This window comes from Microbacterium sp. SCN 69-37, from assembly GCF_001724435.1.
GTDB classification, from domain to species: Bacteria; Actinomycetota; Actinomycetes; order Actinomycetales; family Microbacteriaceae; genus Microbacterium; species Microbacterium laevaniformans.
In genome coordinates, this window is record NZ_MEEL01000046.1 from 1 (window position 1) to 16431 (window position 16431).

Annotated in this window: 11 protein-coding genes and 1 tRNA gene; 3 read left to right on the top strand and 9 right to left on the bottom strand. The window is 71.7% G+C overall.

All coding sequences use genetic code 11. The annotated features are described in order from the left end of the window. Positions 1–200 precede the first annotated feature (200 nt). The 4 genes from ABS64_RS12760 to ABS64_RS12775 form a co-directional block, all read right to left on the bottom strand. Positions 201–272: transfer RNA gene (locus tag ABS64_RS12760), tRNA-Arg, on the bottom strand. Positions 273–285: 13 nt separating this feature from the next. Then, complete coding sequence (locus tag ABS64_RS12765) at positions 286–2712, bottom strand: acyltransferase family protein (RefSeq protein WP_292683970.1); 2427 nt, start codon at positions 2710–2712, stop codon at positions 286–288. A gap of 175 nt (positions 2713–2887) precedes the next feature. Beyond that, the gene (locus tag ABS64_RS12770) at positions 2888–3106 is read right to left on the bottom strand and encodes a PLDc N-terminal domain-containing protein (protein WP_292683972.1); all 219 of its coding nucleotides are present in this window, start codon (positions 3104–3106) and stop codon (positions 2888–2890) included. 159 nt (positions 3107–3265) lie between these two features. Next, positions 3266–4162: a LysR family transcriptional regulator gene (locus ABS64_RS12775; RefSeq protein ID WP_292683974.1), complete on the bottom strand. Its 897-nt coding sequence runs from the start codon at positions 4160–4162 to the stop codon at positions 3266–3268. 71 nt (positions 4163–4233) lie between these two features. Between ABS64_RS12775 and ABS64_RS12780 the strand changes: the two genes are divergently transcribed. After that, positions 4234–5235: a DMT family transporter gene (locus tag ABS64_RS12780; protein WP_292683976.1), complete on the top strand. Its 1002-nt coding sequence runs from the start codon at positions 4234–4236 to the stop codon at positions 5233–5235. Here the strand turns inward: ABS64_RS12780 and poxB are convergent. Together poxB and ABS64_RS12790 are read right to left on the bottom strand one after the other, a co-directional pair. Then, positions 5143–6882 (bottom strand): ubiquinone-dependent pyruvate dehydrogenase, encoded by a 1740-nt coding sequence (gene poxB, locus ABS64_RS12785; RefSeq protein ID WP_292683978.1) that lies wholly within the window; start codon positions 6880–6882, stop codon positions 5143–5145. The two genes, ABS64_RS12780 and poxB, sit on opposite strands and share 93 nt — an antisense overlap. A gap of 89 nt (positions 6883–6971) precedes the next feature. Continuing rightward, positions 6972–7901, bottom strand: a complete 930-nt coding sequence (locus tag ABS64_RS12790) for a LysR family transcriptional regulator (RefSeq protein WP_292683980.1) — start codon at positions 7899–7901, stop codon at positions 6972–6974. 110 nt (positions 7902–8011) lie between these two features. Here ABS64_RS12790 and alsS point away from each other — a divergent pair, with 110 nt between their 5' ends. Beyond that, positions 8012–9769, top strand: a complete 1758-nt coding sequence (gene alsS / locus ABS64_RS12795; protein WP_292683982.1) for an acetolactate synthase AlsS — start codon at positions 8012–8014, stop codon at positions 9767–9769. A gap of 52 nt (positions 9770–9821) precedes the next feature. Then, positions 9822–10553, top strand: a complete 732-nt coding sequence (budA, locus tag ABS64_RS12800; RefSeq protein ID WP_292683984.1) for an acetolactate decarboxylase — start codon at positions 9822–9824, stop codon at positions 10551–10553. Between the two features lie 21 nt (positions 10554–10574). Here the strand turns inward: budA and ABS64_RS12805 are convergent, their stop codons facing one another. The 3 genes from ABS64_RS12805 to ABS64_RS12815 are packed head-to-tail and all read right to left on the bottom strand — an operon-like array spanning position 10575 to position 16379. After that, positions 10575–14078, bottom strand: a complete 3504-nt coding sequence (locus ABS64_RS12805; RefSeq protein WP_292683986.1) for an error-prone DNA polymerase — start codon at positions 14076–14078, stop codon at positions 10575–10577. Continuing rightward, entirely contained in the window at positions 14078–15676 is a 1599-nt protein-coding gene (locus ABS64_RS12810) for a DNA polymerase Y family protein (RefSeq protein ID WP_292683988.1), read from the bottom strand. The genes ABS64_RS12805 and ABS64_RS12810 overlap by 1 nt, the downstream gene beginning before the upstream one ends. Before the next feature lies 1 nt (position 15677). Then, positions 15678–16379 (bottom strand): hypothetical protein, encoded by a 702-nt coding sequence (locus tag ABS64_RS12815; protein WP_036316531.1) that lies wholly within the window; start codon positions 16377–16379, stop codon positions 15678–15680. Positions 16380–16431 lie beyond the last annotated feature (52 nt).

Genomic DNA, 16431 nt, shown 5'->3' on the forward strand with positions numbered 1-16431 from the left:
CGCGGCCCGAAGAAGAAAGAAGTGTCACCAATGTCCTGACACACGAACTGTCACCGATGTCCTGATACAGAACTGTCACCCATGTCCTGAGACATCACATTCCATTCACAGTGTGTACAAATGCGGGAAAAGCGGGAAAAACGCGATTCTGAAAGGTCTGACCACGAAAGAAATAGCAGGTCAGGGCTAAAAAGAAACTGTGCCCCTGGAGGGATTCGAACCCCCGACCCGCTCCTTAGGACGGAGTGGCTCTTCCACTGAGCTACAGAGGCTGGCGCAACGATTCTAGCCGGGCGGCGCCGGGACGCCGGCCGCGGCGGCGCCGTCCAGCACCCACCGCAGGTACGGCGCGAGGTGCGCGGAGTAGGCGACCGTGAGGTGTGTCTGGTCATAGCGGATCGGCAGCGTCCCCGCGAACGCCGGGCAGACGTCCTGCCAGCAGGTGAACGCCAGCGCATCCACCAGGCGATCGCCAGTCGCCGCTGCGGCGGCCGCCGTCGCCGCCTGCATGTCGCGCCACACCGGCGTGACGCTCGTCGCGCACGCATACGGCGAGCCGACCCGCGTGTAGCAGTTGCCGAGCGGCGCGCCCTCTGGCGGCGCCTCGAGGTAGACGATGCGGCCCGGCATCCCGTACCGCGCCATCTCGGCCGCCTCCGCGGCGATCAGATCTGTCGCGCTCAGGTCACGCCCGTCCGCCGTGCGGCCCAGCGTGTACGCGTTCGAGACCAGCACCTGCTCGGGGTGATCGGCGGCAATCATCGCGGCGACGTCGTTCTTGCGCTGCGTGCACGCCTGCATCACCGCGGGGTCGTCGTTCTGCACCAGCACGTCGGTGAAGCGGCATCCGTAGAGCCCGACCGTCGTGACGCGGATCGTTCCCCCGCTCTGCTCGGCGAGCGCCTTCAGCGCCGGCGCGTACGCCATCGCCGTCGAGTCGCCCACGAGGTACAGGTGCCGCGGAGCGTCGCCGCTCCCCCACGTGCACGCGGCGGCATCCGGCAGCAGCGTCGGCGCGAAGCAGTCGTGCGCGGGATTCGCCCCCGACGACTGCGCCATCACCTCATCGAGCGACGGGTGCAGATCGGGCCAGGTCGTCGCCGACACCGCCGCTGCGAGATCGGCCTGCAGCGCCGCCGTCGGATCCTCGATCGCGGGCGCCGCCTGATCGGTGCCCCCGGCCGTCGGCGGCAGCGGCCGCGGCTGCTGCACCTGTACGACGAGCACGACCAGCAACGCGGCGGCGACGAGACCGGCGGCGGCCAGAGAGACCTGGGTGCGGAAACGCTCCCGCCAGGCGACCATCGGAGCGACGCTCGCTACCGGAACGCTGTCGCTCATCGCGAGCGTCGGCACCTCCGGAACCTCGACCGGCGGTGGAGCGATCACGGGCTGCTCGACGGGCACGACCTCCGGAACGGATGCCGCCGCCACCTCAACCGGCTCGACACCCGCGCTCTGGGCCGCCACCCGGGGACTGCCCGGGAAGTAGCGCGTGCCCGGCTGCCAGCCCGCGGGACGTCTGGTCGCGATCTCGGGGGTGCGCACCGGCAGCGCCACAGCGGGAGCCTCGGCAGGCACGGCGGGCGCGGCGGCATCCACTGCAACGACCGCCGGCTCCTCAGGCTCGGCCACCGTCGTCGCGGGAACCCGCCCACCCAGGAACGGTGCGTAGCGCAGCGGCTGCTCGACGATCGCGTACGACGCGAACCCGACGACGGCGATGATCGCCAGGGTCAGCGGCAGCGACCACGGCGACGCGGGCAGCAGCGCGGCGGCGAACACGACCACCGGGAAGTGCCACAGATAGAGGGAGTACGACGCGTTGCCGATCGTGACCGCGATCGGGTTCGTCCACGGGAACAGCGCCAGCGGCGGCGCGGCAACCCCGCCGGCCAGCGCCAGCGCGGTCGCGACGGTCGGCGCGGCCGCCCACGGCCCCGGAAAGCCCACGGCGGCCGGGTCGATGAGCACCAGCGCGGCGACAACGCCCGCGACACCGATCCACGCGAGCAGCGCCCCGAGGACTGCGGGAAGCCGTCGCAGCAGCGGCACGGCCGCCGCGGCCAGGGCGCCGAGTGCGAACTCCCACGCGCGCGTCGCGGTCGAGAAGTACGCCGCCGTCGGCGCCGACGCGCTCTGCAGCAGTGCCCACCCGAAGGATGCCGCGATCACGACGACCGCCCATCCGGCGGCGACCGCGGCAGCCGCCCGACCGCGGCGCGCCACGGCGGGCACGAACAGCAGCGACACGATCAGCAAGCCCGGCCAGACGAGGTAGAACTGCTCCTCCACCGACAGCGACCAGAAGTTCTGCAACGGCGAGACGGCGTCACCCGCGTCGAAGTAGTTGGTGCCCTGTTGCGTGAAACGCCAGTTCGACACCAGCAGCAGCGCCGAGATGCCGTCCCACAGAATCTGCTCTGCGCGTGCCCGTCCGAACAGGGCATAGGCGGTGCCGACGACGGCGCCGACCGTGACGAGCGCGGCCGGCACGAGGCGGCGAGCGCGTCTGCCGTAGAACCGTGCCAGGCGGATGCGGCCGTCCTTGCGCTGCTCACGCAGCAGCATCCCGGTGATCACGAAACCCGAGATCACGAAGAAGACGTCGACACCCGCGACGCCGCCCTGCGGCCAGCCGGCGGCGTGCGCGCCGATGACGGCCAGCACGGCGAGCGCGCGCAGACCTTGGATGTCGCGACGAAGTGGCACGGGAACGCAGTCGTTCTGAAAAGGGGAGAAGGAGGTCGGCTCCAGCCTACGGGAGCGCTCTCACCACCAGGTCGCCCGGGAGGTGGCGGTCGGCAGCGATCCGGAGGATCAGGCGTTCATCGGGCGGACGATCGAGACCTGCGGTCTCGCGCTCGCCGGCTGACAGCCGCGCGCCTCACCGGCGATCGGCCGGATTCGCGACGATCGAGCGCCGCCCGACCGCGAGCCAGACGATCGGCCCCATGAGGGGGAACATCAGCGTCACGAGAATCCAGAGCGTCTTCTCCAGGCTCGTCGCCGACGACGACGCGATGCTGACGACCGCCGCGACGAACAGCGCGAGCGCGGCCAGCACCGCGACCAGGACGAGCACGTTCCAGATGGTGAAGGACATGCCTCCAGCATGCCCCGCTCCGATGCCCACCGCCAGGGAGGCTGACACCGCCCCCTCCGGCCGGTTCGGGGTCGCATGTGGTCGTTCTCGCCCACGCTGAGCGACCAGAGGCGACCCCGAACCGGACGGGGCATCAGGGCGAGGGCAATGCCTGCGGTCTCACTGCGCGAGGTCGGCGGCCACATCCACGAGCGCAGCCCGCACGCGGCGGACGGCCGCGCGCGCCAGCGCGTCGGGGCGGGCGAGCACGTCCACGTGACGGCTGAGGGTGACCCCGGCGAGCGGTCGTAGCACCATGCCGTCGGTCGCCAGGGCGCGCGCGGTGAACCGCGGCATGACGGCGATCGCCGCCCCGGCGCGGACGATCTGCGCCGCGACGAAGAACTCGTTCACCCGGTGGCCGATGATCGGCGGCTCACCGCTCAGCGCTGCGATCGCCTGCAGCACGCCGGTGAGCGGAAAGCCCTCGTGCGTCGAGATCCACGTCTGTCCGCGGAGGGCCACGGGATCGATCCGCTCGGCGGATGCCAGGGGGTGCGCCACCGGCAGCGCGACATCCAGGGGTTCGACGAACAGCGGCGTGACCACCATCCGCTCTCGCGGCCAGTCCGGGTCGTGGGCCAGCCGGTGCGCGATGACGAGGTCGTGCGCGGCCACGAGACCGGGAAACTCCTCGCGCGCCACGTCCTCGTCGGCGAGCGCGACGGGGACGTCATCCAGTGCTGCTAGCAGCGGTCCGAACAGCGCGACGCCCGCACTGTGGAACGCCGACACGCGCACGGGCGCGGCGTCACGGGCGAGGAACGCACCGACGCTCTCCCGCGCGAGCACCAGGGCCTCGTCGACTCGGGCCCCGGCCGCCGCGAGCGCGCGCCCGGCATCCGTCAGCACCAGCCGACGCCCCTGCTTCACGGTGAGCGGCACGGGAACGTCCGCCTGCAGAATCGCCAGCTGCTGCGACACCGCCGACGCGCTGACGTGCAGCGCCGCCGCGACCGCCGACACGCTGCCGCGATCGTCGAGCTCGCGCAGCAGCCGCAGGCGCATCGGATCCATAAGCAATCTCTAACATATCGATGAAGACATTGCCCGATGCTCTTCACGACGGCGCCTGTCACGCTGGGCGCATGACCCGCCGCTCCGACCTGCTCGTCGACCTCGCCCTCCTCGCGGTCGCCGCCGTCTGGGGCGCGAGCTTCCTCGTCGCCAAAGACCTCATCAGCCTCACCGGGGTCGCTTCCGCCAATGCGCTGCGGTTCCTCGTCGCCGCCGCCGGCGCCGGCATCCTCTGCGCCCTCACCCGACAGCGCCTCCCCCGCGGACGCGGGCTCGTGATCGCGGTGGCGCTCGGAGGCACGCAGGCCGCCGTCATCGGGCTGGAGACCTGGGGCGTGAGCCTCACCTCCGCCACCAACGCGGGCCTGCTCATCAGCCTCGCCCTCGTCATGACGCCAGCACTGGAGGGCATCGCGTCACGCGTATGGCTGCCGCGCTCGTACTTCGTCGCCGCGGTGGCCGCCGTCGTCGGCGTCGCGCTGCTCGTCTCCGGCGACGGCATCCGTCTGCCAACCGCCGGCGATGCGCTCGTCATCGCCGCGGCGGTGGTGCGCGCCGTACACGTGACTGCCAGCGGCCACCTCACCCGCGGGCGCCGCGACAGCTCGCTCGGCGTGGTCTTCGTGCAGCTGGTGGTCGGCAGCGTCGTGTTCTCGGCGATCGCAGGGCCCGCCCTGCCGGTCGCGGTCTCCCGCCTGGATGCCGCGGCCCTCGCCGACGTGCTGTTTCTCGGACTGCTGTGCTCGGTGTTCGCCTTCGCGGTGCAGCTCTGGGCGGTGCGGCGCACGTCGGCCGCACGCGCGAGCATCCTCATGGGCACCGAACCCGTCTGGGCACTCGTGGTCGGCGTCGCCATCGGCGGCGAGGCGATCGGCCCCGTCGGCGTTGGGGGGGCAGCGCTCATCGTCGGCGCGAGCTACGCCGGGCAGGCGATCGAGCGCCGCCACCGCCTGGCCCGACCTGCGACGGAGCGGGCCGCGTCAGTGGAACAGGCGACGCCAGACGTTCGTGTCGGCGAGGTCGATCAGCTCGTCCCCGCGCCCCGACAGCACGGTGCGCAGCGCCCAGAGTGAGAACCCCTTCGCCTGGGCGAGCGTGATCGACGGCGGCATCGCCAGCTCCTGACGCGCCGTGACCACGTCGACCAGCACCGGCCCGTCGGTCGCGAGCGCCTGCGCGATCGCTCCGCGCAGCTCGCTGCCCTTCTCCACGCGGATGCCGGTGATGCCCATCGCCTCGGCGATCGCGGCGAAGCTCGGGTTGTCGAGCCCCGTGCCGAAGTTGACGATGCCCGCCGCCTTCATCTCGAGCTCGACGAAGTTGAGCGACGAGTTGTTGAACACGACGATCTTCACGGGCAGGTCGTTCTGGCGGATCGACAGCAGGTCGCCGAGGAGCATCGCCAGCCCGCCGTCGCCGGCGAGCGCGATCACCTGGCGTGAGCGGTCGACGCCCTGCACCCCGAGCGCCTGCGGCATCGCGTTGGCCATTGACCCGTGTGCGAACGAGCCGATCAGCCGGCGCTTTCCGTTCATGTGCAGATAGCGGGCGGCCCAGATCACGGGGCTTCCGACGTCGGCGGTGAACACGGCATCCTCGTCGGCGAGCTCGTCCAGCACCCGCGTGACGTACTCCGGCCGTACCGGAGCCTTGCCGTCGTCGATGGCCAGGTCGTCGAGCCGCTCGCGCGTCTTGCGGTAGTGGGCGACACTCTCGTCCAGGTGCTTCGACGACCGGTCACCCTGCAGCAGCGGCAGCAGCGCGTTCGCCGTCTCCTTCACGCCGCCGACCAATCCCACGTCGATGGGCGTGCGCCGTCCCAGCTGCTCGCCGCGGATGTCGACCTGGATCACGGTCGCCTTCGACGGGAAGAACTGCCGGTACGGAAAGTCGGTGCCGAGCATGAGCAGGGTGTCGCACGACTCCATCGCCTTGTACCCCGACGAGAAGCCCAGCAGCCCCGTCATCCCCACGTCGTAGGGGTTGTCCCACTCGATGTGCTCCTTGCCGCGCAGGGCGTGCACGATCGGCGCCTGCAGCGTCTCGGCGAGGGCGAGCACCTCGTCATGCGCGCCCGCGACGCCCGACCCGGCGAGGATCGTCACCTTCTTGGCGTCGTTGAGTGCGGTCGCGGCGGCGGCCAGAGCGGATGCCGAGGGCAGCACCGTCGAGCCGGCGGCGCGGATCGGAGCGGTCGGCCGCCGATCGGGAGCGTCGGCGAAGAACACGTCGCCGGGCACGACGACGACCGCGACGCCGCGCTTTTCGACCGCGGCGCGCATGGCGATCTCCAGCACCCACGGCAGCTGCGTCGGATCGCTCACCAGCTCGGTGTAGACGCTGCACTCGCGGAAGAGTTCCTGCGGGTGGGTCTCCTGGAAGTAGGTGCTGCCGATCTCGGCCGACGGGATGTGCGAGGCGATCGCCAGCAGCGGCACGCGGTTGCGGTTGGCGTCGAACAGACCGTTGATGAAGTGCAGATTGCCGGGGCCGCACGAGCCCGCGACGACGGCGAGCTCGCCCGTCAGCTCCGCCTCGGCGCCGGCGGCGAAGGCGGCGGCCTCCTCGTGCCGCATGTGCATCCAGTGGATCGCGTCGTCGCCGCTGTCGCGCCGCAGCGCATCGGTGAAGGCGTTGAGGGAGTCGCCGGGAAGACCCCAGATGCGGGTGATGCCGGCGCGCTTGAGGGTGTCGATGAAGAAATCTGCAACGTTCGCCATGTCCCCGACGCTACGCCGCTCGTGCGCGTCACGGGGTTGGACGACCGTCGAGTCCTGTTCCGTCCCGCTCACCCCCGGTCGTTGAGGGGCTACGGCAGCAGTTCGGTGCGCAGCAGGTCGACGAGGCCCTGCGCAGCGGCGGTCAGGGGGCGACGGCGCGACCACGCGAGAGACACCTCGAAGGCGGGAACGGCGTCATCGAGCGGCACGATGCGCACCGGCATCCGCGGGGCCGGATCGGCGAACGGACGCCCCGAGCCCGACGAGGCCGCCAGCGCCGCGAAACGCGGCACGATCGCCAACCCCAGCCCCTGTGGCACATACGCGGCGGCCGTGGAAAGATCGGCGACCTCGATGAGCACACGGCGTGACACCCCGGCATGGGCGAAGGCATCGTCGACGATGCGCCGCGACCCGTACCCCGGCGGCAGGTCGACGAAGCTCTCCCCCTCGAGCATCGCGAGCGTGACGCCCTCGGCATCCGCGAGCCGGTGCGTCCCCGGCACGACCAGCACGTACGGCGATGCGGCGACGACCTCACCCCGCAGGCTCGCCGGAAGCGCATCGACGACCGCGAGCAGAGCCAGGTCGATCTCGCCGCGCTCGAGCTGGGCGACCAGACCCGACGAACCCAACCCCGTCGCCCGCAGCTGCACCGCGACGGCCGGATGCCGCTCGTGATAGCGGCCCAGCAGCCCCGGCACATCGACGAGGTCGACGCCCGTCATGAGCCCCATCGTCACGGCCCCCCGCAGTTCGGTCGCCGCCGTAGAGACCGCCTCGCCGATCTCGCGCATCTGCTCCAGCACCGCCCGGGCGCGCGTGAGCAGCTCCTCCCCCGCGCCGGTCAGTCTGATCTGCCGATGAGAACGGTCGAACAGCTCGACGCCCAGTTCACGTTCCAACTCGCGCACGGTGGTCGACACGGCCGACTGCGCGAGCAGCAGGCTGTCGGCCGCCCGTGTGAAGCTCATCTCCCGCGCAACGGCGACGAAGACGGAGAGGTGGCGGACATCCATACCTCGATCATGCCGCGCTTGTCGACGCGACGGAAATCATCTGTGAATCAGATGACTCGCATCATCGACGCCGTCTTCCTCGCCAGACGCCGGCGACGGAGCATGGAGTCATGAGTATCGCCACGGTCGCCACTCCCCCCACGTCGCCCTCCGCCACGCACCTGCCGACGCCGCCCGCGGGACGTCGCGCTGCCGACCGCGTCGTCGACGTGCTCATGGCGCACGGCGTGCGGTGGGTGTTCGGCGTGCCCGGGGCGAAGATCGACCCCGTCTTCGACGCGCTCGCGGCGGTGCAGGGCATCGCCGGGGCGCCGCAGCTCATCACGTGCCGCACCGAGCAGAACGCGGTCTTCATGGCCGCCGCGGTCGGCCGACTCACCGGCATTCCCGGTGTCGTGCTGGTCACCAGCGGCCCCGGCACCGCGAACCTCGCAACCGGACTGCTCACCGCGACGACCGAAGGCGACCCTGTGGTCGCGATCTGCGGTGCCGTGTCGCGCACACAGCACCTCAAGCGGGCGCATCAGGCGATGGATGCCGTCGGCATGCTGCAGACCGTGACGGTCTCGGCGGCCGAGGTCACCGCCGCCGACAACGTCGCGGAGGCGATCGTGAACGCGTTCCGCGCCGCGACGCGCGAACCCCGCGGAGCCGCCGCCGTGGTGCTCCCCTACGACGTGTCGACCGCGACGACGGCGATCGGCTTCCGCGATGCGATCGTGCCCGCCGTCACGGGCGGGGCGGCCTCGGCATCCGTCGATCGCGCCGCCGCGCTGCTGCGGGAGGCCCGGTTCCCCGTGATCCTCGCCGGGGCCCGCAGCGGTGATCCCCGCACCGTCGACGCCCTTCACGCGCTGCTGCGCGCCACCGGGCTGCCGGTCGTGGAGACCTTCCAGGCCGCCGGCATCATCTCGCGCGAGCTCGAACACCACTACCTCGGACGTGTGGGCTTCGCCCGCAATCAGCCCGGCGATGTGCTGCTGCACCACGCCGACCTCGTGCTCACCGTCGGCTACGACCCCGTCGAGTTCGTGCCCGCGGAATGGAACGCCGGCAAGGACCGCCGCATCGTCCACATCGACACCATCCCGGCCGACATCGACAACGACTACCGACCGACGGTCGAACTCGTCGGCGATCTCGCCACGAGCCTCGTCGACCTGCTCCTCGCCGTGGACGGCGCGGGCCTTCCCCTCGAGCACGATGCCGAGACCGCCCGCATCGTCGACCGTGAGCGCACCCGCCTCGCCGAGAACACCGACCTCGGCGACCCCGACCACGACGACGCGTTCGGCCTCGACCCCGTCGCGGTCGTCGCCGGCATCCGCGCCGCCCTCCCCGACGCCGCCACCGTGCTCTGCGACGTCGGCTCGAACTACCTCTACATGGCGCGCCACTTCCGCACCTACCGACCGCGCTCGCTCCTGTTCTCCAACGGGCAGCAGACCCTCGGCGTCGCCCTGCCCTGGGCCATCGCGGCCAGCCTCGCCGACGCGGGCGCACCGGTCGTGTCCGTGTCGGGCGACGGGGGGTTCCTCTACTCCGCCGTCGAGCTGGAGACCGCCGTGCGCGTCGGGGCGAGCTTCACGCACATCGTGTTCAACGACTCCGCCTACGACATGGTCGCCTTCCAGCAGGTCGAGAAATACGGACGCACCGCGGCGGTCGAACTCGGCGCCTACGACGTGGTGGCCTTCGCGGAGTCGTTCGGCGCCCACGGCCACCGGGTCACCCGCATCGACGACCTCGTTCCGACGATCCTCGCCGCGATCTCCGAACCCGGCCCCTCGGTGATCGACGTGCCCGTCGACTACCGCGACAACCTGCGCCGCCTGGGCGGCGACCTGCTCGCCGACGTGCTGCTGTGAGCAGACTCCGGCCTCTCGGCATCCACCTTCCCTCTTCCCGAAAGGACCGCGCATGAGCGCCGAACGTCACACCCTGTTCCAGACGAGCCTCATGGCCGCGCTGCTGGACGGCATCTACGAAGACGACATGACGGTCGGCGAACTGCTCGAGCACGGCGATTTCGGCATCGGCACGTTCAACGCCCTCGACGGCGAGATGGTCGTCGTCGACGGCGTCGCCTACCGCCTGCGCGGCGACGGCACCGCCGCCGCGGCATCCGCCGACTCGGCGACGCCGTACGCGGTGGTGACCGACTTCGTGCCCACCCTCACGCGGACGCTGCCCGACGGCGTCACGCGCGCCGAGGCCTCGGCCGCGATCGATGCGATCACCGCGTCGGCCAACTACATGTACGCGCTCCGCATCACGGGGCGCTTCCGGCGGGTGACCGCCCGGACGGTCACCCGCCAGCAGAAGCCGTACCGGCCGATGACCGAGGCCACCGATGACGATGCCGTGCTGCAGTTCGACGACGTCGACGGCACAATCGTCGCCTTCCGCACCCCGCTGTACGAGCAGGGCATCGGCGTTCCCGGATGCCACGCGCACTTCATCGACGACGGACGCACCCGCGGCGGCCACGTGCTCGACTTCGTGCTGGACCACGGCACGGTCGAGCTGTGCCTGTGCACCGACCTGCACCTGCGTCTGCCGTTGACGACGGAGTTCCGCGAAGCGGCCCTGTCCCCCGACGACCTGGCCGACCAGCTCGCCAAGACCGAGCAGCACGCCGGCCGCCCCTGACGCCTCGGCGCGGCGGTGACATCAGCGGAAGTCGCGGGAGCGGTGGCGCACGCCGACGCGCAGGTCTTCGAAGGCGTCGGCGACGAGGTTGGTGACGCCCTCGGGTGAGCGCTCCAGCATGCCGCGGGCGATGAGGGCGGGCGCGTCGCGCAGCACGCGGCGATAACGATCCCAGACGCCTTTCGAGCAGATGACGTTGACGAGACCGTGCTCGTCTTCGAGGTTGATGAAGGTGATGCCGGATGCCGTCGCCGGCCGCTGCCGGTGGGTGACCAGGCCCGCGACCTCGACCCGGCGGCCGACCTCGTGCGTGCGGAGCTCTCGCGAGGTGAGCACGCCGCGGGCATCCAGCGGGGCGCGGTAGTGCGTGAGGGGGTGATCGTCGGTCGAGATGCCCGTGGCCCACAGATCGGCGGCCAGCACGTCGTACGTCGAGGGGTCGCCGAACAAGGGCGGCTGCACGGCGACGAGCGAGTCGGGGAGGAACTCGGGCAGATCCTGTGCCGCGTCGCCGGCCAACCAGATGCCCTCGCGGCGGCTGATGCCCATGCTCTCGAACGCCCCCGCCGTCGCCAGCGCCTCCACCTGCGCGGCGGTGGCGCCCGTGCGCCGCACGAGATCGCGCAGGTCGCGAAACGGACCCTCGGCGTCGCGGGTGGCGACGATGCGCTCCGCGAGCCGCTTTCCCACCCCGGTGACCGCCGCGAGCCCCAGCCGCACGGCGTGACCGGCGTCGCGGCGGTGGGCGGCCGACGCATCGGGAGCGGCGATGTCGAACGGGGGCACCGGGGGCTGGCGGCGGTCGGTGCAGGAGGGGATGCCGGTGGGGACGCGTTTCGACTCGCTCGCTGCGCTCGCTCGCTCAACGACCGGAGCCCCTGCAGCCGGCGAGGGGCCGCTGCTGTCGGCATCGAGGGGCTCGAGCCCGGCATCCACCCCGGAGGCGTGCAGGTCGGGACGACGCACGACGACGCCGTGGCGGCGGGCGTCGGCGGTGAGGGTCGCCGGCGAGTAGAACCCCATCGGCTGCGCCCGCAGCAGGGCCGCCAGGAACGCCCCGGGATAGTGCAGCTTCAGCCAAGACGACGCATAGACGAGCAGCGCGAACGACAGGGAATGGCTCTCGGCGAAGCCGAAGTTCGCGAACGCCTGGATCTTCGCGTAGATGTCGTCGGCGACGGCTCCCACCAGACCGTTGCGCGCCATGCCGTCGTAGAGCTTCTGGCGTACCGACTCGATGCGCTCGATGCCGCGCTTGGAGCCCATCGCCCGGCGCAGCACATCGGCATCCTCGCCGGTGAGGTCGCCGACGGCCATGCCCATCTGCATCAGCTGCTCCTGGAACACCGGCACCCCGAGGGTGCGCTCCAGCACCGGGATCAGCTTCTCGTGCGCGTACGTCGGCTCTTCCAGCCCGAGTTTGCGCCGCACGTACGGGTGCACCGCGCCGCCCTGGATGGGCCCGGGCCGGATCAGCGCGATCTCGATCACCAGGTCGTAGAACCGTCGCGGCTGCAGCCGGGGCAGCAGGCCCATCTGCGCGCGCGATTCGACCTGGAACACTCCGATCGAGTCCGCACGGCACAGCATGTCGTAGACGGCCGCCTCCTCCTTCGGGATGCTCTGCAGCGTCCAGGTCTCGCCCGTCGCCTCCGCGATGAGGTCGAAGCAGTACTGCAGGGCGGCGAGCATGCCGAGCCCCAGCAGGTCGAATTTCACGAGCCCCATCCAGGCGGCGTCGTCCTTGTCCCACTGGATGACGGTGCGGTTCTCCATCCGCGCATGCTCGATGGGCACCACCTCCCCCACCGGCCGCTCGGTGAGCACCATGCCCCCGGAATGGATGCCGAGATGGCGAGGCGCCTTCAGCAGCTCGCCGGCGTACGCGAGCACCCGATCGGGGATGTCGTGCGCGCCGGCGACGGCGCCGTCCCATCTCTCCACCTGCTTCGACCAGGCGTCCTGCTGCCCGGGCGAGTGCCCGAGCGCCTTGGCCATGTCGCGCACCGCGTTCTTGGGCCGGTACTGGATGACGTTCGCGACCTGCGCCGCGCGCTCGCGTCCGTAGGTGTCGAAGACCCACTGGATGATCTCTTCGCGCCGATCCGAGTCGAAGTCGACGTCGATGTCGGGCTCCTCCTCCCGCATCGCCGACAGGAAGCGCTCGAAGGGCAGGTTGTAGAAGATCGAGTCGATCGCGGTGATGCCCAGCAGATAGCAGACCGCACTGTTGGCGGCCGACCCGCGCCCCTGACAGAGGATGCCGCGTCGACGCGCCTCGGCCACGATGCCGTGCACGATCAGGAAGTAGCCGGGGAAGTCCTTCTGCTCGATGACGCCGAGCTCCTTCTCGATGCGCGCCCGCCCGTCGCCGTCGAGGTCGGGATACATGTGCGGCACCGCATCCCAGACGAGCCGGCGCAGCCACGACATCGGCGTGTGCCCTTCGGGGACGGGGAGCTTCGGCAGCGCGGGCTTGGCGCGGCGCAGCGGAAAGGCGAGCTCGTCGGCGAGGGTGACCGTGCGGGCGACCGCGCCGGGATAGCGCCGGAACCGCCGTGTCATCTCGGCGCCCGAGCGCAGGTGGGCGCTCGCATGCGACGGCAGCCACCCGTCGAGCTCGTCCAGTCCCCGATTCGCCCGCACCGCCGCGACCGCCGCCGCCAGGTGCACACGTTCGGGAACCGCATAGTGCACGTTGTTGCTGGCCAGCACGGGCAGACCCCGCGCGGCGGCGAGTGCGGCCAGCACGTCGTTGTCGCGCGTATCGGTCGGCGCCCCGTGGTCGATCAGCTCGACGAAGACCGCCTCAGGGCCGAACAGGGCGATGAGCCGGTCGAGCGCCGAGGCGGCCGCATCGGCACCATCGGCGGCGAGCGCCTGCCGCACGGCGCCCTTGCGGCATCCGGTGAGCACCGCCCAGTGGCCGCCGCTGCGATCGGCGAGGTCGTCGAGGTCGTACCAGGGACGCCCCTTCTCGCCGCCGGCGAGCTGAGCATGCGTGATCGCCGCGGCGAGACGGTGATAGCCCTCCTCACCGCGGGCCAGCACGAGCAGGTGCGATCCCTGCGGATCGGCCGCCCCCGACCGGGCCGGACTCGGCCCGCTCAGCAGTCCGGCCGGCGGCGCGCTCACGTCCCCGTCGCCTCCGGCGGCGAGCGTCAGCTCCGCCCCGAAGACGGTCTTCAGCTGCAGGTGCTCCGCCGCCTCGGCGAAGCGGGCGATGCCGTAGAACCCGTCGTGGTCGGTGATCGCGAGCGCGTGCAACCCCAGCCGTTCGGCCTCTTCCGCCAGTTCCGCCGGCGAGGAGGCGCCGTCGAGGAAGGAGAACGACGAGTGCGCGTGCAACTCGGCGTAGGGCACGGCATCCGCGGGGCGTTCGATCGGGGGCGGCTCGTACTTTCCGCGCTTGCGCGAGAAGGCCGGGCCGTCACCGCCGTCGGGTTGTTTGTCGCCGCCGATGTCGGGAGAGCCCAGCAGCCGCGCCATCTCCGACCAGCGCACCGACGGATTGTTGAAGCCCATCAGTCGTACCTCCCCTCGATCTGCCAGACGCCCTCCTCGCACACCAGCAGCCATGCCCCCTGGGCGTCGTCGACCATCTGGAAGCGATGCGCTCGTCGCGCGCGGGCGGGATCCCACTCGCGTTCGATGACCGGCCACGGCCCGGCCCAGGTGAGGATGCCGCGGCGTCTGCCCCCGAGCTCGATCACGGTCGGCATCGCCGTGGGCTCGCCCCGCGCATCGACCGCGATCATGTCGCCGTCGTCGTCGAGCACCGCCACCGGCACGCCCTCGGCGAACACCGCCGAGGGCAGCGGATCGGGAAGGCTCCCGGGCCAGGGCCGCTCGCCGGCCTGCAGGTCGCCCGCGACATCGCCCCACGGCACGAGGCGCTGCCGCTCGCTCAGCCAGCGGCCTCCGCCGACGGCCGGGGTCAGCACGCCCTGATGGCCGAGCATCGCCTGTACGCGGGAGAGTGCGCGGTGCACGCGCTCCTCGGGCCCCGACCCGAACAGACGGGCGGTGTGGTGGGCGGCGGCATCCACCGCCTCGGGTTCGATCCGCACCCGGCCCACGGCGCTGCGCAGCTGTCCGGGCAGGTGATTCGGCAGCGCACCGTTCTTTCCCCCGCCCGGGCTCTGCTCGGCGAGCTGCCAGCGCACCCGGTCGACGACGGCGGCCTCATCGAAGGCCCCCGGGTGCAGCCAGACCCGTTCACTGCGCTCGCCGCGATCACCGGTCAGCACGACCCGCAGCTCGGTGCAGACCAGCCCCTGCGCACCCAGACGGGAGACGAACTCCGCGGCGGGAACCCGCAGGGCGAAGGCGATCTGATCGGCGGTCTCCACGGGCGGCTCGAACGCCACCTCGCGGTGGAGTTCGGGCGGTGGTGTGCGGGCGGTGACCGGTCGGGGATCGCGGCCGGAGGACAGCGCATACAACCACTGGCCACGGGTGCCGAAGCGCTCCACCAGACGGTCGGCGCCCAGCGCGGCGACCTCCCCCACCGTCTGCACCCCGAGCCGGCCGAACAGCGAAGCCAGCTCCTCATCGAGCACGACGACCGGCAAAGGGGCGAGGAAGTCCGCCGCGGTGCCGGCGGGCACGATCCGCACCGGATCCTCGCGACGGGTGCCGGAGCGCGCCGCCTGTTCGGCCGTGAAGGTGCCGTCGGCGATGCCCACGCGCACGTCGTCGATGCCCAGCGCGGCGATCGCTCCGGCCAGGACGGTGGCGGCGGCCGCCTCGCCGCCGAAGTAGCGCGCCGGCCCCCGGGCGCGCAGCGCGCACAGTCCGGGCTGCATCACCTGCACGTTCGGCGCGACCTCTTCGATCGCCGCGATCAGAGGGGCGAACGCGCGGTGATCGCGCACGGCGTCGGCATCCACCACGGTCAGCTGCGGGCAGCGCGCCTGCGCATCGCGGCGGCGCATGCGCCGGCGCACACCCGCTGCGCGCGCCGCGGCCGAGCAGGCGACGACCGCCCCCTTCTCGAACACGGCGATCGGCTCCGCGGCGTCGAGGGGGTCGTCGCCGTCGCGGGTGGTCGCGACGATCGGCCAGTCGGGCACCCAGACCACCAGGCTCCGCGGCGGGGTGCCCGCAGGGAGGACAGTCATCTCATACCGCCCGTCGCATCGGCACGGGTTCGGGCAGGCGCGTGCGGGTGGGCTGCGATTCGCCGCCCAGGCGGCCCCGGTCGTCGGGCAGCATCAGGCGCCGTGAGCGCGGCACCGGCGCCCGGCGGCTGGTCACGGTGACCGTGAGCTCACGGCCCGACAGGATGCCGTGCCCTGCGCCGAGGCCCGACCACGACGGATCGGACACATCGATCATGGCCTCCGTCTGCGGCCACGGCCCCTGGACGAGCAGCACCGCCTCGCGCTCGCGCATGCGGGCGGCCAGCCGGGCCACCTCGCTGTCCTTCGCCCGCGACGGCGGGCGCACCGCGACCACCGACAGCACGTCGGCGAGGGTCGAGGTGACGGCCAACCACCGCTCTCCGGGGTCGGGCACCAGCACGAGCCGCGACAGGTCGACCCCGGCAGCGCGGGCCGCTTCGACGCCCACGTGCGGCATGCCGACGACGGCGCACCACGACCCGGCCTGCGAGGGCTCTGCGAGCAGGGCGAACAGCAGCGCCATCGACCGTCCGAGCGCGTAGGCTCCCCCTGTTCGCAGTCCACCGCCGGGCAGCAGCTCCGCCAGCGCCGGGGCGACGGGGAGCACGGGCGTGTCGAGGCGACGCCCCTGCATACGCTCCATCTGAGCGCGCAGGGTGCTCACGGTGCCCGCGACATCCGCGGCAGCAACGGTCCCCACGATCGGCCTCACTTCGACAGATTAGAACATGTATTCGAGTACTTCAATGTGC

Excerpts from the sequence above, each read along its gene's own strand:
- ABS64_RS12770 (WP_292683972.1), bottom strand. The coding sequence starts at position 3,106 with ATGTCCTTCACCATCTGGAACGTGCTCGTCCTGGTCGCGGTGCTGGCC.
- ABS64_RS12775 (WP_292683974.1), bottom strand. The coding sequence starts at position 4,162 with ATGGATCCGATGCGCCTGCGGCTGCTGCGCGAGCTCGACGATCGCGGC.
- ABS64_RS12780 (WP_292683976.1), top strand. The coding sequence starts at position 4,234 with ATGACCCGCCGCTCCGACCTGCTCGTCGACCTCGCCCTCCTCGCGGTC.
- poxB (WP_292683978.1), bottom strand. The coding sequence starts at position 6,882 with ATGGCGAACGTTGCAGATTTCTTCATCGACACCCTCAAGCGCGCCGGC.
- ABS64_RS12790 (WP_292683980.1), bottom strand. The coding sequence starts at position 7,901 with ATGGATGTCCGCCACCTCTCCGTCTTCGTCGCCGTTGCGCGGGAGATG.
- alsS (WP_292683982.1), top strand. The coding sequence starts at position 8,012 with ATGAGTATCGCCACGGTCGCCACTCCCCCCACGTCGCCCTCCGCCACG.
- budA (WP_292683984.1), top strand. The coding sequence starts at position 9,822 with ATGAGCGCCGAACGTCACACCCTGTTCCAGACGAGCCTCATGGCCGCG.
- ABS64_RS12805 (WP_292683986.1), bottom strand. The coding sequence starts at position 14,078 with ATGGGCTTCAACAATCCGTCGGTGCGCTGGTCGGAGATGGCGCGGCTG.
- ABS64_RS12810 (WP_292683988.1), bottom strand. The coding sequence starts at position 15,676 with ATGACTGTCCTCCCTGCGGGCACCCCGCCGCGGAGCCTGGTGGTCTGG.